This is a genomic window from Micromonospora sp. NPDC005087 (genome assembly GCF_042872965.1).
Classification (GTDB): Bacteria; Actinomycetota; Actinomycetes; order Mycobacteriales; family Micromonosporaceae; genus Micromonospora.
Genome location: NZ_JBIALB010000003.1, coordinates 515,601 through 536,410, shown reverse-complemented (window position 1 = coordinate 536,410; position 20,810 = coordinate 515,601). Strand labels below are relative to the sequence as shown.

Below are 20,810 nucleotides of genomic sequence, written 5' to 3'. Positions count from 1 at the left end.
CACCGACCCACCCCGACCGGCCGGCGCGGTAGACACCCGCGCCGGCCAGATATTCCGGTTACGCCCTGGGTCAGCGCGCGGCGAGCGGCTGCGCGGCCGGGGCGACCGGGGCCGGCAGCGGGCCGGGACCGCCGAGGTAGCCGTGGATGGCGGCGGCGGCGGCACGCCCCTCGGCGATGGCCCAGACGATCAGCGAAGCGCCGCGGTGCATGTCACCGGCGACGAACACTCCGTCGGCTCCCGTCTGCCAGTCGTCCCCTGCGTCGACGGCGCCCCGGGGATTACGGGTGACCCCGAACTGGGCCAGCAGTGGCTGCTGCTCGGTGCCCTCGAAGCCGATCGCCAGCAGCACCAGGTCCGCCGGCAGCTCCCGCTCCGAGCCGGGCACCACGGTGACCACCCGCCGGCCGTCGCGCTTCTCCACGGTCACCTCGGCGATCCGCACCGCCCGCACCTGACCGGTGCCGTCGTCGACGAACTCCTGCACCGCCACGGCGAAGACCCGCTCGCCGCCCTCCTCGTGCGCCGGGTAGCTGCGCAGGATCCACGGCCAGGTCGGCCACGGGTCCCGCGCCTCGTCGCGCTCTCGCGGCGGCTGCGGGTACAGGTCGAGCTGGTGCACGCCGGCCGCGCCCTGCCGGTGCGCGACGCCGAGGCAGTCGGCCGCGGTGTCACCACCGCCGATGATCACGACGTGCTTGCCGGCCGCGTCGATCGGGGTGCCGTCCGGCAGCACCGCGACGGACGGGCGGTCCGCACCGGCCGCGGCCGCGGCGGCGACCACACGGTTCGCGGCGACCAGGTGCGCCATCGCCTGGTGTACGCCACGCAGCGCCCGGCCCGGGGTCTCCGGAGTGTCCCGGCCCTGCAAGGCGCCGCAGGCCAGCAGCACCGCGTCGTGCTCGGCGCGCAACTGCTCGGCGGTGACGTCCACCCCGACGTTCACCCCGGTGCGGAAGCGCACCCCCTCGGCGGCGAGCTGGGCCAGCCGGGCGTCGATGTGCCGCTTCTCCAGCTTGAAGTCGGGGATGCCGTACCGGAGCAGGCCGCCGATCGCGTCGTCGCGCTCGTACACCGTCACCGCGTGACCGGCGCGGGCCAGCTGCTGGGCGGCGGCCAGGCCGGCGGGCCCGGAACCGACCACGGCGACCGACCGGCCGGACGGCGCCGGCACAGGGCGAGGCGCGAACCCGCGCGCCGCCGCGGCGTCGGCGATCTCCACCTCGACCTGCTTGATGGTCACCGGCTGGCCGCCGGCGATGCCGAGCACGCAGGCCGCCTCGCAGGGTGCCGGGCAGAGCCGGCCGGTGAACTCCGGGAAGTTGTTGGTGGCGTGCAGCGACTCCACCGCGGCGTCCCAGTTGCCGGTGCGGACCAGGTCGTTCCAGTCCGGGATCCGGTTGCCCAGCGGGCAGCCGGCAGTGTCGCTGTGGCAGAACGGGATGCCGCAGTCCATGCAGCGGGTGGCCTGCTCGCGTACGAGGTCCTCGCCGGCCGGCGGGTACACCTCGCGCCAGTCGCCGATCCGCACCGGCACCGGGCGGCGGGCCGGCAGTCGCCGGTCGTAGCGCAGGAAACCGTTCGGGTCAGGCACGAGCCACCTCCTGGGCCGCCACCCGGGGAGAGGGCGGTACCGGTGCGGATGACGGCGCGCTGAGTGCGCTCATCACCGCGTCGTCGACGTCGCGGCCGGCGGCTTCGGCGGCCCTCATGATCTCCAGTACCCGGCGGTAGTCGCGGGGCACCACCGCGGTGAACTCCGCCACCGCCTCCGGCCAGCGCTTGAGCAGTTCCTCGGCGACCGCGGAGCCGGTCTCGGCCACGTGCCGCTGGATCAACTCGTGCAGCAGCGCCTGCTCCTGCTCGCCCAGCGGCGCCAGGTCGACCAGCTCCACGTTGACCCGGGCCCGGTCCAACTGGTGCACGAACGCCGTGCCGCCGGACATCCCGGCGGCGAAGTTGCGGCCGGTCGCTCCGAGCACCACCACCGTCCCACCGGTCATGTACTCGCAGCCGTGGTCGCCGACGCCCTCGACCACGGCGACCGCGCCGGAGTTGCGCACCGCGAAGCGCTCCCCCACCCGGCCGCGCAGGAAGACCTCACCCGCGGTGGCCCCGTACAGGATGGTGTTGCCCGCGATGATCTGGTCCTCGGCCCGCGCCCCCGGTTCGGCGTCGGCGTCGAGGAACGGCGCGGCGGCGTCCGGACGGACGATGATCCGTCCGCCGGAGAGGCCCTTGGCCACGTAGTCGTTGGCGTCGCCGTGCAGCCGCAGGGTCACCCCACGCGGCAGGAAGGCGCCGAACGACTGCCCGGCGGTGCCGTGCAGCACGAACTCGATGGTGTCGTCGGGCAGGCCGGCACCGCCGAAGCGGCGGGTCACCTCGCCGCCGAGCATGGCGCCGACGCTGCGGTGCTCGTTGCGCACCGCCACCTCGACCCGCACCGGCGCGCCTTCGGACAGCGCCGGACGGGCCAGCGCGATGAGCTCGTTGTCGAGGGCGTGCTCCAGGCCGTGGTCCTGGGCGCGCACCCCCCGCCGGGCGGCGCCGGCGGGCAGCTCCGGCAGGTGCAGTACGGGTGCCAGGTTCAGCCCGTGCGCCTTCCAGTGCGTCACCGCCGGGGCCACGTCGAGCAGCTCGGTCTGGCCGATCGCCTCCTCGATCGAGCGGAAACCCAGCTCGGCGAGGTAGCCGCGGACCTCCTCGGCGAGGAACAGGAAGAAGTTCTCCACGAACTCCGGGGTGCCGGTGAACCGCTCCCGCAGCACCGGGTTCTGGGTGGCGATGCCGACCGGGCAGGTGTCCAGGTGGCAGACCCGCATCATCACGCAGCCGGCGACGATCAGCGGCGCGGTGGCGAAGCCGAACTCCTCCGCGCCGAGCAGCGCCGCGACCAGGACGTCCCGGCCGGTCTTGAGCTGGCCGTCGACCTGCACGGTGACCCGGTCGCGCAGCTTGTTGAGCAGCAGCGTCTGCTGCGCCTCGGCCAACCCCAGCTCCCAGGGGGTGCCGGCGTGCTTGAGCGAGTTCATCGGGGACGCCCCGGTGCCCCCGTCGTGGCCGGAGATCAGGATGACGTCCGCCTTGAGCTTGGCCACCCCGGCGGCGACGGTGCCGACGCCGACCTCGCTGACCAGCTTGACGTGCACCCGGGCGGCCGGGTTGACGCACTTCAGGTCGTGCACCAGCTGGGCGAGGTCCTCGATGGAGTAGATGTCGTGGTGCGGCGGCGGGGAGATCAGACCGACGCCCGGGGTGGCGTGCCGGGTCCGGGCGATCCACGGCCAGACCTTGTTGCCGGGCAGCTGCCCGCCCTCGCCGGGCTTGGCGCCCTGGGCCATCTTGATCTGGAGGTCGTCGGCGTTGACCAGGTACTCGCTGGTGACGCCGAAACGGCCGCTCGCGATCTGCTTCACCGCGGAGCGGCGGGCCGGGTCGTGCAGCCGCTCGACGTCCTCGCCGCCCTCGCCGGTGTTGGACTTGCCGCCCAGCCGGTTCATCGCGATGGCGAGCGTCTCGTGCGCCTCGGCGGAGATCGACCCGTACGACATGGCGCCGGTGGCGAACCGCTTGACGATCTCGGTCGCCGGCTCGACCTCCTCGATCGGCACCGCCGGTCGAACGCCGGTACGTAGGGTGAACAGCCCGCGCAGCGAACCCGCCCGCGCGGCGAGTTCGTCGACCTTCGCGGTGTACTGCCGGAAGATGTCGTACTGCCGGCTGCGGGTGGCGTGCTGGAGCAGGAAGACCGTCTCCGGGTTGAACAGGTGCAGCTCACCCTCGCGGCGCCACTGGTACTCGCCGCCGACCTCGAGCCGGTCGGAGGCCGGAGTGCCCGCCGGCGGCCAGGCCAGCGCGTGCCGGGCGGCGACCTCGGCGTGGACGCCGGCCAGCCCCACCCCGCCGATCCGGCTGGGGGTTCCCCGGAAGTAGCGCTGGATCAGCCGGGTGTCCAGGCCGACCGCCTCGAAGACCTGCGCCCCGCAGTACGAGGAGACCGTCGAGATGCCCATCTTCGACATGATCTTCAGTACGCCCTTGCCGAGCGCCTTTGCGTAGTTGCGTACGGCGGCGGCCGGTTCCACGTTGACCAGCGCGCCGGTGGCGATCATGTCCTCCACCGACTCGAAGGCCAGGTACGGGTTGACCGCCGCCGCGCCGTAGCCGATCAGCACCGCCGCGTGGTGCACCTCCCGGCAGTCGCCGGACTCCACGATCAGCGCCGCCTGGGTGCGGGTCTGCTCGCGGACCAGGTGCTGGTGCACGGCGGCGGTGAGCAGCAGCGACGGGATGGGCGCCAGGTCGGCGTTGGAGTCCCGGTCGGAGAGCACCAGGATGCGGACGCCGTCCTCGATCGCCTCGGAGACGTGCCGGCAGATCTCGGTCAGTCGCGCCTTGATCCCGGCGGCGCCCTCCCGGATGCGGTACAGCCCGGAGACCCGGACCGCCTTGAAGCCGGGCAGGTCGCCGTCGTCGTCGATGGAGAGGATCTTCGCCAGCTCGTCGTTGTCGATGATCGGGTGCGGCAGCACGATCTGCCGGCAGCTCGCCGCGCCCGGGTCGAGCAGGTTGCCCTCCGGCCCGATCGTCGACGCCAGGCTGGTCACCAACTCCTCCCGGATGGCGTCCAGCGGAGGGTTGGTGACCTGGGCGAAGAGCTGGTGGAAGTAGTCGTAGAGCAGCCGCGGCCGGGTGGACAGCGGCGAGATCGGGGTGTCCGTGCCCATCGAGCCGAGCGGCTCGGCGCCGGTGCGGGCCATCGGCGCGAGGAGGATCTTCAGCTCCTCCTGCGTGTAGCCGAACGTCTGCTGGCGGCGACGGACCGAGTCGTGGGTGTAGACGGTGTGCTCGCGGGCCGGCAGGTCGTCAAGCTCGATCAGCCCGGCGTGCAGCCACTCGCCGTACGGCTGCGCGGCGGCCAACTCGGACTTGATCTCCTCGTCGTGCACGATCCGACCGGCGACGGTGTCGACCAGGAACATCTTCCCGGGCTGGAGCCGCCCCTTGGCGATCACCCGGGCCGGGTCGAGGTCGAGCACGCCCGCCTCGGAGCCGAGCACCACCAGCCCGTCGTCCGTACGCCACCAGCGCCCCGGGCGCAGCCCGTTGCGGTCCAGCACCGCGCCGACGATCTCGCCGTCGGTGAAGGCCACCGACGCCGGGCCGTCCCACGGCTCCATCAGGCTCGCGTGGAAGCGGTAGAAGGCGCGCTTGTCCGGCTGCATGCCGGGGTCGTTCTCCCAGGCCTCGGGGATCATCATGAGCACCGCGTGCGGCAGGCTCCGCCCGGCCAGGTGCAGCAGTTCCAGGACCTCGTCGAAGTTCGCCGAGTCGGAGGCGCCGGGGGTGCAGACCGGGAAGACCCGTCGGATGTTGCCGGGCACGTTCGGCGAACGCAGCAGCGCCTCGCGGGCCTGCATCCAGTTGCGATTGCCGCGGATCGTGTTGATCTCGCCGTTGTGCGCGATGAACCGGTACGGGTGCGCCAGCGGCCAGGACGGGAACGTGTTGGTGGAGAACCGGGAGTGCACCAGCGCGATCGCGCTGTGCACCCGATCGTCCCGCAGGTCCGGGTAGAACGCCGGCAACTGGTCGGGGGTGAGCATCCCCTTGTAGATCATGGTCCGGCTGGACAGCGACGGGAAGTACGCCGGCACGCCCCGCTCGGCGGTCTCCCGCTCGGCCTGCTTGCGCAGGCAGAACGCCACCCGGTCCAGCTCGACGTCGCGCAGCGCGGAACCGGCCGGCCCGGCAGGCGAGCCGGTGAGCCGGCGCGCGGCCAGGAAGAGCTGCCGGACCCGGGGCATCGCCGCCAGGGCGGTCTCGCCGAGCCCGGTCGGGTCGGTCGGCACGTCCCGCCAGCCGAGCACGTCGGCGCCCTCGACGAGCGCGTACTTCTCGACCACCCGGCGGGCGCGGGCCTCCGCCGCGTCATCGTCGGGGAGGAAGACCAGGCCGGTGGCGTACTCGCCGGCCGGTGGCAGCGCGACGTCCGCCACGGCGCGCAGGAACGCGTCCGGGACCTGGATCATGATGCCCGCGCCGTCGCCGGTGTTGGGCTCCGCGCCGCGGGCGCCCCGATGGTCCAGCCGGCAGAGCGCGCCGAGCCCGTTCGCGACGACCGCGTGTGAACGCCGGCCGTGCAGGTCCGCTACGAAGGCCACTCCGCAGGCGTCGTGTTCCTGCGCCGGGTCGTAGAGGCCCTGGGCGGACGGGCGGGGGCCGGGCGTCGGGGACGCCTGCGGGCTGTGCGGGTACGGCTGTGACTTGCGCGGGTACGGCTGAGCCACCGGGCCTCCTGTCGTCACTCAGGTTGGAGCATGGTGGGGACGACGTCGGCCCGTGGGTCTATTGAGTCTACGTTAGGGCGGGGGCCGCAAGGCCACTCAAGATTGATCACACCGTCCAGAGTCTGGGACGTGTAGTCTCGCGCGGTGGATCCGCTGCACAAGGACATCTTCGGCCGGTTGGAACGCTTCTACGACGCGGTGCCCCGCGACGTCGCGGCTGTGCAGGAGCATGGCGGTCTGGCGTTGTTCGTCCGCGACGGCGCCGGTTGGCCGTTCTACGCCCGGCCCCGGCTCGACGCGACCGAGCCGCCGTCGCTGGCCGACATCACCTCGGTCCGTGAACGGCAGCGGGAGCTGGGCCTGCCGGAAGCGTTCGAGTGGGTGCACGAGACGACCCCGGAGCTGCTGGCGGTGGCCCGCTCGGCGGGGCTGAGCGTGCTGGAGGCGCCGTTGATGGTGCTCGACCCGGCCGCGCTGCCCGACCCGGCGACGCTCTCCGACGTACCGGTGCGGGTGCTGGCGGCGGACTCACCCGGCTTCGCCGCCGACGTGGCCGCCCGGCGGGCGGTCGCCGCGGTGTCGTTCGCCGCCGCAGGCACCGCGTCGGGCGACGCCGGCCCGGCCGAGCGGGACGCCGCGATCAGTGAGCTGGAGCTGGCCGCGCTGGACGAGGAACGGACCAGGGTCGCCGACGGCCGGCGGATCTCCGCGCTGGCCGGCACGCCGACCGAGGGCGCTCTGGCCGGCGGCATGGCGATGCGGGTGGACGACGTCGCCGAGATCGCCGGGGTGGCCACCCTGCCGGCCGCCCGGCGGCGCGGGCTGGGCGCCGCGCTGACCGCCACCATCGCCCGGGAGCTGCTCGCGGCGGGCACCGACCTGGTCTTCCTCTCCGCCGGCAGCGAGGAGATCGCCCGGGTCTACCTGCGGGTCGGCTTCCGTCGAATCGGCACCGCCTGCATCGCCGAGCCCACCGCGCTCATCCCCTGACGGATCAGGCGGGTGGCCGCCACTGGGCGGCGGAGGCCGCGGCGCTGGAGAGCAACCGCGAGTTGATCGTGCCGAGGGCGGCGTCCCGGGCGCGCAGCGCCAGCCGGCCCCGGGTCTGGAGCACCGCCGACATCCGCCGGGTCTGCCGGACCACGGTCGCCGTCCGGGGGCGGCGCACCCGGTCGTACGCCTGAACGGCGTCGGGCAGCCGTGCCTCGCGCAGCAGGGAGGCGAGCGTGGCGGCGTCCTCGAAGGCGAGGCAGGCGCCCTGGCCGAGGTGCGGCGGCATGGCGTGCGCCGCGTCGCCGAGCAGCACCACCCCGCCCGGCCCGGCCGGGAAGCCGTACGCGCGGGGCAGCGGGCGCAGCTCGCGGACCTCCTGCTGGACCAGGTCCGCCGGGTCGGTGGCGTCGAGCAACGCGCCGATCGGCTCCGGCCAGCCGGCGTACCAGCGGCGCAGCAGGGCGAGCTGGGTCTCCGGCGGCTCGGGGCGGGGCGCGCCGGCGGCGGTGGCCACCCAGTAGATGCCGCCCCGGGTGGATCCGCCCGAGGAGCCGCGCTCACCGAGCGAGGTGGCCACGAACCGGTAGCCCGCGCCGAGAACCTCGCCGGCGAGCGGCTGGTCGGCGGGCAGGCGGGGTGCCCGGTACCAGGGAATGACGGCCCGCCAGGCGGCGCAGCCGGAGCTGACGACCCGGGATTCGGGGGCGAGTTGGCGGCGGATGCCGCTGTCCGTGCCGTCGGCGGCGATGACCAGGTCCGCCTCGATGGTGTGCCGTCCGTCGCCGACGGCCGGGCGCTCGCCCGGCTCGGCCCGGACGTGGCGCACGGTCACGCCGGTGCGGAGTTCGACCCGGTCGCCGAGCCCGGCGATCAACGCGTCGTGCAGGTCTTCGCGGTGCACCACAACCGGCATCCGGTCGGCCGGGATGGGCCGGGGCTGCACCAGCCAGTGCCCGTCCGGGCGCCGGACCCCGCCGTCGGGCAACGGCGTGGCGATCGCGGCCAGGCCAGCGCCGAGACCGAGGGCCTGCAGGGCGCGGACACCGTTGGGCCAGAGCACCACGGCGGTCGGCTCGGGGCGGACGCGCTCGGCGCGTTCCAGCAGGGTGACCTGCCAGCCGGAGCGGGCCAGCGCGCCGGAGACCGCGAGGCCACCGACCCCGGCGCCGACGACCACCGCGCTTCGCATCGGTGCCGCCCCCGCTCAGCTGTCCCGGTCGGCGGGGCGCGCGCCCGCGGCGTCGGCCCGGTCGTCGCGGGGTTCCGGCGTACCGTCCGCCGTCTGGTCGTCGACCGGCGGCTCGTCGCCGGGCACCGCCCCGCCGAGCGGCTCGCCGTCGTCGGGCCGGTCGTCGCCCTCGGCGGCCGGCTCGGGCGGCACGACGCCGCTGTCCCGCCAGGCCTGGTACTGCTCCTCGCTGACCACGCGGTAACCCTCCGGCGCGGCGGCGCGGGCCGCCGTCTCCCGCTCGGAGAGGTCGACCTGGGACAGGTCGGACGTGGTGGGCGGGGTCGGCGTCGCCGCCGCACCGAGCGGGATCAGGTACTCCCGGGGGCCGCGGACCCGCACGAAGTAGATCAACGCGCCGAGGAAGACCAGGGCGGCCGTCCACACGTTGAGCCGTACGCCGAGGATCTGGTTCGCCTCGTCGGTGCGCATCAGCTCGATCCAGAACCGGCCCGCGGTGTAACCCATCACGTAGAGCGCGAACGCCCGGCCCCGGCCGAGCTTCAGCCGCCGGTCGAGGACGAGGACCAGAGCGACCACGCCGAGGTTCCACAGCGCCTCGTAGAGGAAGGTCGGCTGGTACAGGCCCGGTTCGAGGATCGGTTGGCCGGCGTCGTCGCGCAGCGCGTGCCCCGGGTTGTCCGGGTCCATCCGGTGGATCTTCAGGCCCCACGGCAGGGTGGTCCGGGCGCCGAACAGCTCGTTGTTGAACCAGTTGCCGAACCGGCCGACCGCCTGGGCCAGTGGCAGCCCGGGGGCCAGCGCGTCGGCCACCACGCCGAACGGGATCCCGAGCTGCCGGGCCGCGATCCAGGCGCCGATGGCGCCACCGGCGACCGCGCCCCAGATGCCGAGACCGCCCTCCCAGATGGCGAACGCCTTCATCGGGTCACCGCCGGCCCCGAAGTACTTCTCGGGGGAGGTGATCACGTGGTAGATCCGGGCGCCGATGATGCCCGTGGGCACCGCCCAGACGGCGATGTCGAGCACCGCTCCCGGCGCGACGCCGCGCTGACGCAGGCGACGCTCGGTCACCCAGCAGGCCAGCACGATGCCGAGGATGATGCACAGTGCGTACGCCCGGATCGGCACCGGCCCGAGCTGCCAGACCGCGGTGCTGGGACTGGGCAGGGCCGCCTGGGGGGACAGCGAGGCGAGGGTCACGGGTGCACACGCTACCGCTGCGCACCCCCGAAGCGGCACCCCGGGCCGGCTGCGCCCGCATCTCGGTGACTTCTGGTTTGCACCGCCGTACGCTCTTTGTCCATGAGCACGCTCACCTGGGCGGTCGCCGCAGTCGTCACCGACGACGCCGGCCGGGTGCTGCTTTGCCGGCAGGGCCGGGGCGATCGCCGGTACGCGCTGCCCGGTGGGCGGTTGCGCCCGGCGGAGAGCCCGGTCCAGGCGGCGCTGCGGGACATTCGCGCGGAGACCGGCTGGGAGATCGAGCTGCTCGACCTCGTCGGCGTCTACCACCTGACCAGTCCCGCGGCGAGCAAGCCGGCCGGGCGCGCCGGGCCGCTGCCGGACGTCCTGGTGCACGTGTTCCGGGCCCGCGCGGCCGAGGTCCGACCGGTCGCCGACCCGCCGCCGGGTTGCCGGCTGTCCTGGCACGCCCCCGCCGCGCTGCCCGAGTCGGTCACCCCACTCACCCGGGCCGCCGTCACCGACGCGGCCGCCGGCCTCTCCGGCGTGCTGCGCGGCCACGACGGCCAGCCAGTGCCCGGCCACGACGGACGGCCGGTCGTGGGGCAGCCACCGGAGCAACGTGGCGAGGCGGCGACGGACCCGTCACTTCGGCCCTGACCGCTCCGGAGCGCGAGGTAACCCGTGGTCACCTGCCCGGGAGGCGTCACTCATGTGAGGCCGCCCAGCGGTCAACGGGTGGGTGTGCGGACGCCCTCGGCGAGCTCGGCGCTCAGGGTGCGCAGGGCGGTCAGTCCGTCGGCCTCGGAGGGCGCATCGAGCACGCAGCGGACCAGCGCGCTGCCGACGATCACTCCGTCGGCGTACCCGGCGACGGTGCCGGCCTGCGCACCGGTGCCCACGCCCAGACCGACACCGACCGGCAGGTCGGTGACCGCGCGTACCCGGGAGACGAGCGTCGGGGCGGCGTCGGAGGTCTGCGCCCGAGCCCCGGTCACACCCATCACAGCGGTGGCGTAGACGAAGCCCCGGCAGTGCCGCACGGTCATCTCCAGGCGGGCGTCGGTGGACGACGGCGAGACCAGGAAGGTGCGGTCCAACCCGTGTGCGTCCGAGGCGGCCAGCCACTCGTCCGCCTCGTCGGGGATGAGGTCCGGGGTGATCAGGCCCGTCCCGCCGGCGGCGGCGAGATCGCGGGCGAACGCGTCCACGCCGTAGCGCTCGACCGGGTTCCAGTAGGTCATCGTGACCACCGGGGCGCCGGTGGCCGCGACCGCCTCGACGATCCGCAGCGTGTCCGCGGTGCGTACCCCACCGGCCAGCGCGATGTCACTGGCCTTCTGGATGACCGGCCCGTCCATCACCGGGTCGGAGTATGGAATCTCCACCTCGATGACGTCGACGCCGGCCTCGACCATCGCGGTCATCGCCGCGATGCTGCCCTCGACGGTCGGAAACCCGGCCGGCATGCAGCCGACCAGCAGGGCCCGCCCGTCGGCTCGTGCCTTGTCGAAGGCCACCCCGATCCGGCTCATTCACCGCTCCTTGTCGAGGATGCCGAAGTAGTCACCGGCGGTGTGCACGTCCTTGTCGCCCCGCCCGGAGAGGTTGACCACGATGGTGGGCGCCCGGCCCAGCTCGGCGGCGAGCTTCGGGGCCAGGGTGACGGTGCCGGCGAGCGCGTGTGCGCTCTCGATCGCCGGGATGATCCCCTCGGTGCGGCAGAGCAGCTCGAACGCGGCCATCGCCTCGTCGTCCGTGACCGGCTGGTAGCTGGCCCGGCCGGTGTCGTGCAGCCAGGCGTGCTCGGGCCCGACGCCCGGGTAGTCCAGCCCGGCGGAGATCGAATGCGACTCCTGCGTCTGCCCGTCGGCGTCCTGCAGCACGTAGGTGCGGGTGCCGTGCAGCACACCCGCAGAGCCGCCGGTGATGCTGGCCGCGTGGCGGCCGGTGGCCACCCCGTCGCCGCCGGCCTCGAAGCCGTACAGCCGCACGTCCTCATCGCCCACGAAGGCGTGGAAGATGCCCAGGGCGTTGGAACCGCCACCGACGCAGGCGGTGACCGCGTCCGGCAGGGCGCCGGTGAGGTCCAGGCACTGCTGGCGGGCCTCGTCGCCGATGCCGCGGACGAAGTCGCGGACCATCGCCGGGAACGGGTGCGGCCCGGCGGCCGTGCCGATCAGGTAGTGCGTCTCGTCGACGTTGGCCACCCAGTCGCGCATCGCCTCGTTCATCGCGTCCTTCAGGGTGCGCGAGCCGGTGGTGACCGGGATGACGGTGGCGCCCAGCATCCGCATCCGGGCCACGTTGAGCGCCTGCCGCTCGGTGTCGACCTGGCCCATGTAGACCACGCACTCCAGGTCGAACAGGGCGGCGGCCGTCGCGGTGGCCACGCCGTGCTGGCCCGCGCCGGTCTCCGCGATCACCCGGGTCTTGCCCATCCGCTTGGTGAGCAGCGCCTGGCCGAGCACGTTGCGCACCTTGTGCGCCCCGGTGTGGTTGAGGTCCTCGCGCTTGAGCAGCACCCGCGCGCCGACCTTCGCGGAGAACCGCCGGGCCTCGTAGAGCAGCGACGGGGTACCGGCGTAGTCGCGCAGCAGCGCGCCGAACTCGGCCCGGAAGGACTCGTCCGCCATCGCCGTGCGCCACGCCTCGTTGAGCTCGTCCAGCGCGGCCACCAGGGCCTCAGGCACGAATCGACCGCCGAAGCGGCCGAAGTGGCCGGCGGAGTCGGGCTGCGTACCGGCCGCCGGGGCCAGCGCGTCGCTGCTCATCGGACATCCTCTCGGTGGGGCGTCAGACCGGTGCGAGGTCAGCGCACCGGCCGGGGCGTTGCCGGGTGATTGCCGGCGTTGACCAGCTCGGCCACCGCCTCCCGGGGGCTCTTCTGCGTGACCAGGCCCTCACCGACCAGGACCGCGTCGGCGCCGGCGGAGGCGTACCGGATCAGGTCGTGCGGGCCGCGGACGCCAGATTCGGCGATCTTGACGACGCTGCTGGGCAGGCCGGGCGCGATCCGCTCGAACACCGACCGGTCGACCTCCAGGGTACGCAGGTCACGGGCGTTGACCCCGATCACCTGCGCGCCGGCCTCCAGGGCCCGGTCGGCCTCCTCCTCGTCGTGCACCTCGACCAGCGCCGTCATGCCCAGCGACTCGATCCGCTCCAGCAGGCCCATCAGCACGTTCTGCTCTAGCGCGGCGACGATCAGCAGGACCAGGTCGGCGCCGTGCGCGCGCGCCTCGTGCACCTGGTAGCTGGAGACCACGAAGTCCTTGCGCAGCACCGGCACGGAGACCGCGGCCCGGACGGCCGCCAGGTCGTCCAGCGAGCCGCCGAACCAGCGGCCCTCGGTGAGCACGCTGATCGCCCGCGCTCCGCCGGAGGCGTAGTCGACGGCGAGGTCGGCCGGATCGGCGATCTCGGCCAGGCGGCCCCTGGACGGCGAGGAGCGCTTCACCTCGGCGATCACCGCGACGCCGGGCTTGCGCAGCGCAGCGTACGCGTCCAGCGGCGGCGGCGCCGCCGCAGCCAGTTCACGGATCCGCTCCAGCGGAACCTGTTCCTGGCGCCGGGCGACGTCCTCGCGTACGCCAGCCAGGATCTCGTCGAGCACGCTTACGGACGCTGCCTGACCGGCGTCGTCCCCCTCCGCGTGCGCATGCTCATCAGTCACCATCGGACTCCCCTCTCCGGGTGTCATGGGCCGATGCTAGGGGCAGCCGACCTGAGCCGGGAGCCGGGGGTATGGCGCTGCTCACGAAAAGGCCTGCGGCATAATGGCCGACTTGCCGTGAAGGGGATGTCACTCAGCGCCACCTCCGGCGTCAATCCATCGATCATGCCACCCGACCAGCGACAACAATGATAATTGTCGATGCTGTGAGCAAGCTCAAGGCCGAACGGCCGGTGCCTGGTCACGGCCGAGGCGGGACAGTTGACCGGGCGGTCACTCCGGCGAAACGTCAGCCGGCCAGCATCGTCCTCAGGCAGACTCGATGCCGCGCCTGCCCGACCGTCGCCAACTCCTCGTGCGAGGTGACCATGAGCATTTCCGAGCCGACCCCGAGCATCGGGCTGACCACCCTCTCTCGGACGGTGGCATCGCTCGCCGTGGGGGTGGTGCACACACTTGAACGGGCCGTGGTCGGCGAGGGGCGGATGCGGACCGCGCGCGGCAACGCCTGGGAGGCGGTCTGCGCCGACCGGGCCCGCGCCGACCAGCGCGCCGAACTGGACCGGCTGGTGGCCGAGCTGACCGCCGCCCGCGCCGCCGCCCGCCGCCAGCAGCGGGAGCGTCAGCCGGTCGGCTGACGCCCGGCCACACCGGCCGTCAGGTCAGCCGGCCGTGGGGTCCTCGCCCCGGTCCAGCGCGTCCCACGCCTCGGTGGTTCGCCGCCCGGCCATCGGTCCGGCCGGTCCGGCCTCCGGAGGCGGGCCCTGCGTGCTGGTCCGCGCCGGCCGCTCGTACCGGGCGCCCATCGCCGGCCAGCCGCCGCCCCGCAGCGCGGTCCACCCGCCACCCGCCACGGCCAGCAGGCCGCCGAGCAGACAGAGCGCCGGCCACTGCCGGCTAACCACGCCGTCGAGGCCGGTGACCAGCCCGTACCCGCCGCCGGCCGCCACGGCCAGACCGAGCGCGCCGAGCAGAACGCCCAGCAGCCGCCGCGCCCGGCCGCGAGTGGCCAGCACCGCGCCCGCGCCGGCCAGCGTGACCAGGGCCAGCGCCGGCAGCCACGGCAGCAGAGCAGCGCCGCTACGGGCGTCGCGGACCGGCGGCAGCGGCGCCGGGCGGGCGGTCAGCTCAACCGACCAGCTCCGGGTCGACGCCCACAGCGCCAGGCCGGCGCCGGCCAGGCAGAGCAGCACGGCGTACGTCAGCTGACGCCGACCCGCCACGGCCCGGTCCGGCGGTTGCGTCGGGCCGGTCATCGGGCCCACCTTTCGTTCGCGACTGCGGGGCTCCGCTGCGCTGCACTCCTCGCGCTCACCGGGCCCACCTTTCGTTCGCGACTGCGGGGCTCCGCTGCGCTGCACTCCTCGCGCTCACCGGGCCGGCCGCAACGTCTCGGCGGCCGCGATCGCGGCCAGCACGGCGGCGGCCTTGTTGCGGGTCTCCTGGTCCTCCGCGGCCGGGTCCGAGTCGGCGACCACCCCCGCGCCGGCCTGCACGTAGGCCCGGCCGTCACGGATCAACGCGGTCCGGATGGCGATCGCCATGTCCAGGTCGCCGCCGAAGCCGAAGTAGCCGACCGTGCCCCCGTAGAGGCCGCGGCGGACCGGCTCCAGCTCCTCGATGATCTCCATGGCCCGCACCTTCGGCGCACCGGAGAGCGTGCCGGCCGGGAACGTCGCGGCGAGCGCGTCGAACGCGGTGCGATCGTCACGCAGCGTGCCGGTCACGGTGGAGACGATGTGCATCACGTGGCTGTACCGCTCGATGGTGGCGAACTCGGGCACCTCCACGCTGCCCGGCTGGCAGACCCGGCCCAGGTCGTTGCGGCCGAGGTCGACCAGCATCACGTGCTCGGCGCGCTCCTTCGGGTCGGCGAGGAGTTCGGCGGCGAGCCCGGCGTCGGCGGCCGGCGTGCCGCCGCGCGGCCGGGTGCCGGCGATCGGGTGCAGGAGCGCCCGGCGCCGCCCGTCCGCACCGCCGGTGACCTTCAGGTGCGCCTCCGGCGACGAACCGACGATGTCGAAACCGTCGAAGCGCAGCAGGTACATGTACGGGCTGGGGTTGCTGGTGCGCAGCACCCGGTACACGTCCAGCGGATCGGCGTGCGTCGACCGCTCGAAGCGCTGGGAAAGCACGATCTGGAAGCACTCGCCGGCCCGGATCGCCTCCTTGGCCGCCTCCACCGCCTTCGGGTAGCCCCCGTCCGGGGTGCGGCAGAGCACCTCACCGGCCGGCGGGCGCTCGACGGTGGAGATCATCGGCGGGATGGGCCGGGACAGCGCGGTCGTCATCGCGTCCAGCCGGCCCACCGCGTGGTGGTACGCGGCGGTGACCTCCGCGGCGCGGCCCGGAGCGTCCATCGGCGGCAGCACCGCGTTCGCGACCAGGAGGGCCGAACCGTCGTAGTGGTCGAGCACCACCAGGTCGGTGGCGAGCATCATGCCCAGCTCCGGCACGCCCAGGTCGTCCTCGGTCAGCTCGGGCAGCCGCTCGAAGCGGCGGACGAGGTCGTAGCCGAGGTAGCCGACCATGCCGCCGGTCAGCGGCGGCAGGCCGCTGGACGGGTCGCCGGAAGGGCCGGCCAGAGCCGCGACGGTCTCCCGCAGCACCCGCACCGGATCACCATCGGTGGGCAGCCCGGCCGGCGGTTGGCCGAGCCAGCTCGCCACGCCGTCCCGCGCGACCAGCGTGGCGCTGCTGCGTACCCCGATGAACGAGTACCGCGACCAGGCCATGCCGGCGGAGCCGACGCCCTGCTCGGCGGATTCGAGCAGGAAGGTGCCGGGCCCGCCGGCCAGCTTGCGGTAGACCCCGACCGGGGTCTCCGCGTCGGCCAGCAGCCGCCGGGTGACCGGCACGACCCGCCAGTGGGCGGCCAGCTCGGTGAAGGTGGCCAGGTCGGGGCTCACCGCGCCGTCGGTCATGCGCGTGCCTCGGAACCGGTGACGGGCAGCTCGGTGAAGAAGCACGTCCGGTGTCCGGTGTGGCAGGCGGCGCCGACCTGGTCCACGCTGACCAGCAGCGCGTCCCCGTCGCAGTCCAGCGCCACCGAGCGGACGTACTGGTGGTGCCCGGAGGTGGCGCCCTTGACCCAGTACTCGCGCCGGCTGCGCGACCAGTACGTGGCCCGGCCGGTGGTGAGGGTGCGGTGCAGCGCCTCGTCGTCCATCCAGGCGACCATCAGCACCTCGCCGGTGTCGTGCGCGCGGACCACGGCCGCGACCAGGCCGTCGGCGGTGCGGCGCAGGCGGGCCGCGATGGCCGGGTCGAGCTGGGACGGGCAGGCCGGCACGGGCGCCGTCGGGCCGGTCGGATCGCTGGGGACGCCGGTCACCGGCGCGTCAGGTACGGGCACAGTGACCCATTGTCCCGCACGCGGCGCGGGTACCAGCGACGGCTCCCGCCGAGGCTGCGGCGGGTGGCTGGAGGGCCGGGCCAGCTGAGCGACGTAACGGTCCAGCCGGCCGTCGACCAGGGCGTCGGCCAGGTCGCTGCCGGCCGCTTCGGCGATCTGCTCGGCGTACGGGCGGATCAGCGGCAGCGTTCCGGCGACCAGTCGCACGGCGGCCGCCCAGAGCTGCCCGGTGGAGCCCGGACGCAGCCCGAGGCAGAGCAGCATGTCGTCCCGGTAGCGGGGCGGGGCGACCGGCAGCTCCAGGGCCGCCGCGAAGGCCGCCCGGCGGGAGAACACCCGTACCGACGGGTTGGCCGGGCGCAGCACGGAGGGGCAGAGCCGGGCCAGGTCGGCCACGGCGAGCCGGACCCCGAGGCGGTCGTCGGCGGCCCGGGCGGCGGCAGCCTTACCCAGCGTGGCGATCAGCTCCTCCAGCCGGGGCGGTTCGGCGGGCTGGCAGAGCACCGGAAGGTCGATTCGGCGCCGCCAGTACGGGTCGGCCCAGAGCAGTCGCGCCGGTGCGGTGACCGGCAGCCCGAATGCCCAGTCGGCCGGCTCACCCAGCCGGTGCACCCAGGAGCGGACGTCCCGCGCGGCCACCGAGACGTGGGTGAGCCGGCCCGCGGACTCGGCCAGGTACGCCCTGCGGGCCTCGTACGGGGCGCCGCCGACCAGCACGTCGAGGTCGACGTCGCTGTGCGCGGTGGCGGCCCGCCGGGCGTGACTTCCGCGCAGGAGGATGCCGACGACAGGTCGCTCGGCCGCCTGCCGCAACCGCGCGGCCCAGTCCTCGAGAAACCCGCTGTCCGGTAACGGAGCGTGATCCACGGCGTCATCGTGCCGTACGCCCCATCGGTGCGCAATGCCCGTTGCCGGACCTGATGTCCGGTCCGGGGGCTACTGCCCGTTCTCACACTCGGCGCGGCGATACGCGGGAGTCGATCGTTGCGCCGGCGCCGGTATCTCATCTAGCGTTGAGTTCAACAGATGATGAGTTTCCCCGGAGGTACGTGATGGACGACGCGATAGCGGTCCGCGACCTGAAGGTCGACCGGGGCGGGCGGCGGGTGCTGGACGGCATCAGCTGCACCGTCCCGCGCGGTGCCGTGACCGGGCTGCTCGGCCCCAGTGGCAGCGGCAAGACGACGCTCATGCGCGCGGTCGTCGGGGTGCAGGTGGTCACCGGGGGGACGGTCACCGTGCTGGGCCAGCCGGCCGGCTCGCCCGCGCTGCGGCACCAGGTGGGCTACCTGACCCAGGCGCCGAGCATCTACGCCGACCTGACCGTGCGGGAGAACGCCCGATACTTCGCGGCCCTGCACGGGCGGGGTCGCGCCGAGGCGGACCAGGCGATCAGCGACGTCGGGCTGGCCCGGGCGGCCGGCCAGTTGGTCGGCACCCTGTCCGGCGGCCAGCGCAGCCGGGCGTCCCTGGCCTGCGCCCTCGTCGGCGAGCCCGAGCTGGTCATCCTCGACGAGCCCACCGTCGGTCAGGACCCGGTGCTGCGGGCCGACCTGTGGGCCCGGTTCCACGCGATGGCCGCCACGGGCACCACCCTGCTGGTGTCCAGCCACGTGATGGACGAAGCGGCCCGCTGCGACCGGCTGCTGCTGATCCGGGAGGGCCGGCTGATCGCCGACGACAGCCCGGCCGCGATCCGCGCCGCCGCTGGCGTGGACGACCTCGACGAGGCGTTCCTGCGGCTGATCCGGGCCGGCGAGCCGGGTCCCGCGGAGGCGGCGGGCCCCGCCGACGCCACGGCCGGACGGGACGCGTCGTGAACGCGAGGAGAGCACCCGGCCCGCGGGTCCCGCGGCCGCGAACTGGAGGCATGTCATGAACCCGCGGATCCTGGCGGCCACCACAGGCCGCATCCTGCGCCAGCTCCGGCACGACCGGCGCACCATCGCGCTGCTCGTGGCGGTGCCGTCCGCCCTGCTCACCCTGGTCTACTTCATGTACGCCGACCAGCCGACCCCGCCCGGGCAGCCGTCGACGTTCGACCGGGTCGCGCTGGTGATGCTCGGCATCTTCCCGTTCGTGATCATGTTCCTGGTGACCAGCATCGCCATGCTCCGCGAGCGCACCTCCGGCACCCTGGAGCGACTGCTCACCACCCCGCTGGGCAAGCTCGACCTGCTCTTCGGCTACGGCATCGCGTTCGGGTTGGCCGCCGCCGCGCAGGCCGCCGTCGCCGCCGGGGTGGCGTACTGGATCTTCGACCTGGACACCGCCGGCAGCAGCGGGCTGGTGATCGGGATCGCCGTGATCGACGCCGTGCTCGGCGTCGCCCTCGGGCTGTTCTGCAGCGCCTTCGCCCGCACCGAGTTCCAGGCAGTACAGTTCCTGCCGGTCGTGGTGATCCCCCAGCTGCTGCTCTGCGGGCTGTTCGTGGCCCGCGACGAGATGGCCGGCTGGCTCCAGGCGCTCAGCGACGCCTTCCCCCTGTCGTACGCCGTCGAGGCGTTGCAGGAGGTCGGCGCCAACGCCGAGCCGACCGGGACGATGTGGCGGGACGTGGTGGTGGTGCTCGGCGCGGTGGTGCTGGCGCTGGTGCTCGCGGCGGCCACCCTGCGCCGGCGCAGCGGCTGACCGGCGGGCGAACGAAGGGCGGCGATGGCGCGGCGGACCGGCCGGCGACCCGGCAATCAGGGCACCCGCGAGGCGATCCTCGACGCGGCGCGGGCGGCGTTCGCCGAGCGCGGCTTCGACGCCGCCTCGATCCGCGCCATCGCCGGCACCGCCGGGGTGGACCCGGCGCTGGTGCACCACTACTTCGGCAGCAAGGACCAGCTCTTCCTGGCCGCGATGAACTTCCCGGTCGACCCGGGAGAGGTGGTGCCGAAGGTGCTCGCGGGCGGCCAGGACGGCATCGGCGTACGGCTGGTCCGCACCTTCCTCGGCGTCTGGGACTCGCCGGCCGGCAGCGCCGGGGTGGCCCTGCTGCGCTCCGCGGTGAGCAACGAGTGGACGGCCCGACTGCTGCGTGAGTTCATCACGACGCAGGTGCTGCGCCGGGTGATCGACCAGCTCGACGTCGAGCCGACCGAGCTGCCGCTACGCGGCTCGCTGGTCGCCACCCAGCTGATCGGGCTGGGCATGATGCGGCACGTGATCCGGCTGGAGCCGGTCGCCTCCGCCGACCCGGAGACGCTGGTCGCGGCCATCGGCCCGACCGTGCAGCGCTACCTGACCGGGCCGCTGCCGAGCTAGACCGTCAGCGCTTCCGGCGAGTGGTCAGCCCGGCGGGCGGACCTCGGCACGGTGGCGCAGCGGCGGCAGCAGCCGGACCAGATCGTCCGGGTCGGCCACCGGGCACGGGAAGGCGAGCCGGACCCGCCGCCGGGCGCCGGGGCGGCCGAGAGCGACCACCAGCCCGTAGCGGTCGATGCGCACCACCCGGGGCGGCCCGTCCGGGGTCTGCTCGGTCAACCCGAGCTGCCGGCGCAGGTACGCGGCCACCTGGCCGGCGTCGCGCTCCGTGAGGTCGGCCAGCAGCCGCGCCTCGACCGGATGCACCGGGTCCGGCTCGGCCTCGGCGTACTCCCCCGGGTCGATCCGCTGCACGACGCCGGCGCGTTCCCAGCGGACCTCGACCACCTCGAAGCGGAACAGCCGGAACCGGACGCCCCAGGTCGAGCAGGTCGCCGGTCGGCTCCACCGCGGCGAAGTCGACCGCCGCGCGGCGGGCCTCGGCGCCATGCAGCTCGGCTGCCCAGCCGGAGACCCAGGCCCGTCCCAGCCCCGGTGCGCCGGCGGCGGGCGGCAGGTCGAGCACGTCGAGCACCACCGCGACGTCGCTGCCCCCGGCGGCCGGCCGCAGCGCGGCGGCCAGGTGGCTGGCCACCGGGACCAGCAGCAGCACCCGACCGTCCGCGTCGGTCACGTGCCGGGCGTGGTGCGGGCCCGGCCGGTGGGCCAGGTGGACGAGACCGGGCAGCCGGCCGGCGACGAGGGTACGAACGATCTCGGCGGGGCTGGGCCGCATGGCGCGACCTCCTTCAGAGGTTAGGCTTACCTAACCCGGAGCGTAGAGCACCCGGCCGGCGGCGTCCAGCCATCAAGCCGCAGGTGGGTACC

The 20,810-nt window shown here is 74.3% G+C and carries 16 protein-coding genes and 2 pseudogenes; 6 read left to right on the top strand and 12 right to left on the bottom strand.

Annotated elements, in window-relative coordinates; all coding sequences use genetic code 11:
• Nucleotides 1-70: 70 nt before the first annotated feature.
• Nucleotides 71-1,594, bottom strand: a complete 1,524-nt coding sequence (locus ACFYPS_RS10675) for a glutamate synthase subunit beta (RefSeq protein ID WP_354964955.1) — start codon at nucleotides 1,592-1,594, stop codon at nucleotides 71-73.
• Nucleotides 1,587-6,293 (bottom strand): glutamate synthase large subunit, encoded by a 4,707-nt coding sequence (gltB, locus tag ACFYPS_RS10670; protein ID WP_354964956.1) that lies wholly within the window; start codon nucleotides 6,291-6,293, stop codon nucleotides 1,587-1,589. The genes ACFYPS_RS10675 and gltB overlap by 8 nt, the downstream gene beginning before the upstream one ends.
• Before the next feature lie 153 nt (nucleotides 6,294-6,446).
• Between gltB and ACFYPS_RS10665 the strand changes: the two genes are divergently transcribed.
• Nucleotides 6,447-7,283 (top strand): GNAT family N-acetyltransferase, encoded by an 837-nt coding sequence (locus tag ACFYPS_RS10665; protein WP_354965119.1) that lies wholly within the window; start codon nucleotides 6,447-6,449, stop codon nucleotides 7,281-7,283.
• A gap of 4 nt (nucleotides 7,284-7,287) precedes the next feature.
• Here the strand turns inward: ACFYPS_RS10665 and ACFYPS_RS10660 are convergent, their stop codons facing one another.
• Both ACFYPS_RS10660 and lgt read right to left on the bottom strand, forming a co-directional pair.
• Nucleotides 7,288-8,475, bottom strand: coding sequence for an FAD-dependent monooxygenase (locus ACFYPS_RS10660; protein WP_354964957.1), 1,188 nt, complete (start codon nucleotides 8,473-8,475; stop codon nucleotides 7,288-7,290).
• A gap of 15 nt (nucleotides 8,476-8,490) precedes the next feature.
• Complete coding sequence (gene lgt / locus ACFYPS_RS10655; protein WP_354964958.1) at nucleotides 8,491-9,678, bottom strand: prolipoprotein diacylglyceryl transferase; 1,188 nt, start codon at nucleotides 9,676-9,678, stop codon at nucleotides 8,491-8,493.
• Nucleotides 9,679-9,780: 102 nt separating this feature from the next.
• On the opposite strand from lgt, the gene ACFYPS_RS10650 reads away from it, so the two are divergent.
• A complete protein-coding gene (locus ACFYPS_RS10650) occupies nucleotides 9,781-10,320 on the top strand; it encodes an NUDIX hydrolase (protein WP_354964959.1) in 540 nt (179 codons plus the stop codon).
• 71 nt (nucleotides 10,321-10,391) lie between these two features.
• Here the strand turns inward: ACFYPS_RS10650 and trpA are convergent, their stop codons facing one another.
• The 3 genes from trpA to trpC are packed head-to-tail and all read right to left on the bottom strand — an operon-like array spanning nucleotide 10,392 to nucleotide 13,276.
• On the bottom strand, nucleotides 10,392-11,195 hold the full coding sequence (trpA, locus tag ACFYPS_RS10645) for a tryptophan synthase subunit alpha (protein WP_354964960.1): 804 nt from the start codon (nucleotides 11,193-11,195) through the stop codon (nucleotides 10,392-10,394).
• Nucleotides 11,196-12,434, bottom strand: coding sequence for a tryptophan synthase subunit beta (gene trpB / locus ACFYPS_RS10640; protein WP_354964961.1), 1,239 nt, complete (start codon nucleotides 12,432-12,434; stop codon nucleotides 11,196-11,198).
• 38 nt (nucleotides 12,435-12,472) lie between these two features.
• Nucleotides 12,473-13,276, bottom strand: a complete 804-nt coding sequence (trpC, locus tag ACFYPS_RS10635; RefSeq protein WP_354965120.1) for an indole-3-glycerol phosphate synthase TrpC — start codon at nucleotides 13,274-13,276, stop codon at nucleotides 12,473-12,475.
• Nucleotides 13,277-13,704: 428 nt separating this feature from the next.
• Here trpC and ACFYPS_RS10630 point away from each other — a divergent pair, with 428 nt between their 5' ends.
• Nucleotides 13,705-13,974 (top strand): hypothetical protein, encoded by a 270-nt coding sequence (locus ACFYPS_RS10630; RefSeq protein WP_210911902.1) that lies wholly within the window; start codon nucleotides 13,705-13,707, stop codon nucleotides 13,972-13,974.
• 24 nt (nucleotides 13,975-13,998) lie between these two features.
• Here the strand turns inward: ACFYPS_RS10630 and ACFYPS_RS10625 are convergent, their stop codons facing one another.
• The 4 genes and pseudogenes from ACFYPS_RS10625 to ACFYPS_RS10610 all read right to left on the bottom strand — a co-directional run.
• Nucleotides 13,999-14,592, bottom strand: coding sequence for a Trp biosynthesis-associated membrane protein (locus tag ACFYPS_RS10625; protein ID WP_354964962.1), 594 nt, complete (start codon nucleotides 14,590-14,592; stop codon nucleotides 13,999-14,001).
• Nucleotides 14,593-14,706: 114 nt separating this feature from the next.
• Complete coding sequence (locus ACFYPS_RS10620) at nucleotides 14,707-16,260, bottom strand: anthranilate synthase component I (protein WP_354964963.1); 1,554 nt, start codon at nucleotides 16,258-16,260, stop codon at nucleotides 14,707-14,709.
• Nucleotides 16,257-16,691 carry a phosphoribosyl-AMP cyclohydrolase gene (gene hisI / locus ACFYPS_RS10615; RefSeq protein WP_354965121.1) on the bottom strand — a complete coding sequence of 145 codons (435 nt, stop codon included), beginning with the start codon at nucleotides 16,689-16,691 and terminating at the stop codon, nucleotides 16,257-16,259. Before hisI ends, ACFYPS_RS10620 begins: the two co-directional genes overlap by 4 nt.
• Before the next feature lie 180 nt (nucleotides 16,692-16,871).
• Nucleotides 16,872-17,195 (bottom strand): annotated as a pseudogene (locus ACFYPS_RS10610) (phosphoribosyl-AMP cyclohydrolase); the annotation flags it as partial.
• A gap of 548 nt (nucleotides 17,196-17,743) precedes the next feature.
• Between ACFYPS_RS10610 and ACFYPS_RS10605 the strand changes: the two are divergent.
• Genes ACFYPS_RS10605 through ACFYPS_RS10595 form a run of 3 tightly spaced genes read left to right on the top strand, consistent with a single transcriptional unit; the run spans nucleotide 17,744 to nucleotide 19,943 of the window.
• The gene (locus tag ACFYPS_RS10605) at nucleotides 17,744-18,511 is read left to right on the top strand and encodes an ABC transporter ATP-binding protein (RefSeq protein ID WP_354964964.1); all 768 of its coding nucleotides are present in this window, start codon (nucleotides 17,744-17,746) and stop codon (nucleotides 18,509-18,511) included.
• A gap of 55 nt (nucleotides 18,512-18,566) precedes the next feature.
• The gene (locus ACFYPS_RS10600) at nucleotides 18,567-19,322 is read left to right on the top strand and encodes an ABC transporter permease (protein ID WP_354964965.1); all 756 of its coding nucleotides are present in this window, start codon (nucleotides 18,567-18,569) and stop codon (nucleotides 19,320-19,322) included.
• A gap of 24 nt (nucleotides 19,323-19,346) precedes the next feature.
• On the top strand, nucleotides 19,347-19,943 hold the full coding sequence (locus ACFYPS_RS10595) for a TetR family transcriptional regulator (RefSeq protein ID WP_354964966.1): 597 nt from the start codon (nucleotides 19,347-19,349) through the stop codon (nucleotides 19,941-19,943).
• Nucleotides 19,944-19,967: 24 nt separating this feature from the next.
• On the opposite strand, the pseudogene ACFYPS_RS10590 reads toward ACFYPS_RS10595, so the two are convergent.
• Nucleotides 19,968-20,718 (bottom strand): annotated as a pseudogene (locus ACFYPS_RS10590) (DUF2470 domain-containing protein).
• Between the last annotated feature and the right edge of the window lie 92 nt (nucleotides 20,719-20,810).

Bases quoted from the DNA above. Each gene is read 5' to 3' on its own strand.
- ACFYPS_RS10650 (WP_354964959.1), top strand. From the start codon at position 9,781: ATGAGCACGCTCACCTGGGCGGTCGCCGCAGTCGTCACCGACGACGCC.
- ACFYPS_RS10600 (WP_354964965.1), top strand. From the start codon at position 18,567: ATGAACCCGCGGATCCTGGCGGCCACCACAGGCCGCATCCTGCGCCAG.
- ACFYPS_RS10620 (WP_354964963.1), bottom strand. From the start codon at position 16,260: ATGACCGACGGCGCGGTGAGCCCCGACCTGGCCACCTTCACCGAGCTG.
- ACFYPS_RS10595 (WP_354964966.1), top strand. From the start codon at position 19,347: ATGGCGCGGCGGACCGGCCGGCGACCCGGCAATCAGGGCACCCGCGAG.
- ACFYPS_RS10625 (WP_354964962.1), bottom strand. From the start codon at position 14,592: ATGACCGGCCCGACGCAACCGCCGGACCGGGCCGTGGCGGGTCGGCGT.
- trpA (WP_354964960.1), bottom strand. From the start codon at position 11,195: ATGAGCCGGATCGGGGTGGCCTTCGACAAGGCACGAGCCGACGGGCGG.
- trpB (WP_354964961.1), bottom strand. From the start codon at position 12,434: ATGAGCAGCGACGCGCTGGCCCCGGCGGCCGGTACGCAGCCCGACTCC.
- ACFYPS_RS10630 (WP_210911902.1), top strand. From the start codon at position 13,705: ATGAGCATTTCCGAGCCGACCCCGAGCATCGGGCTGACCACCCTCTCT.
- ACFYPS_RS10605 (WP_354964964.1), top strand. From the start codon at position 17,744: ATGGACGACGCGATAGCGGTCCGCGACCTGAAGGTCGACCGGGGCGGG.
- ACFYPS_RS10660 (WP_354964957.1), bottom strand. From the start codon at position 8,475: ATGCGAAGCGCGGTGGTCGTCGGCGCCGGGGTCGGTGGCCTCGCGGTC.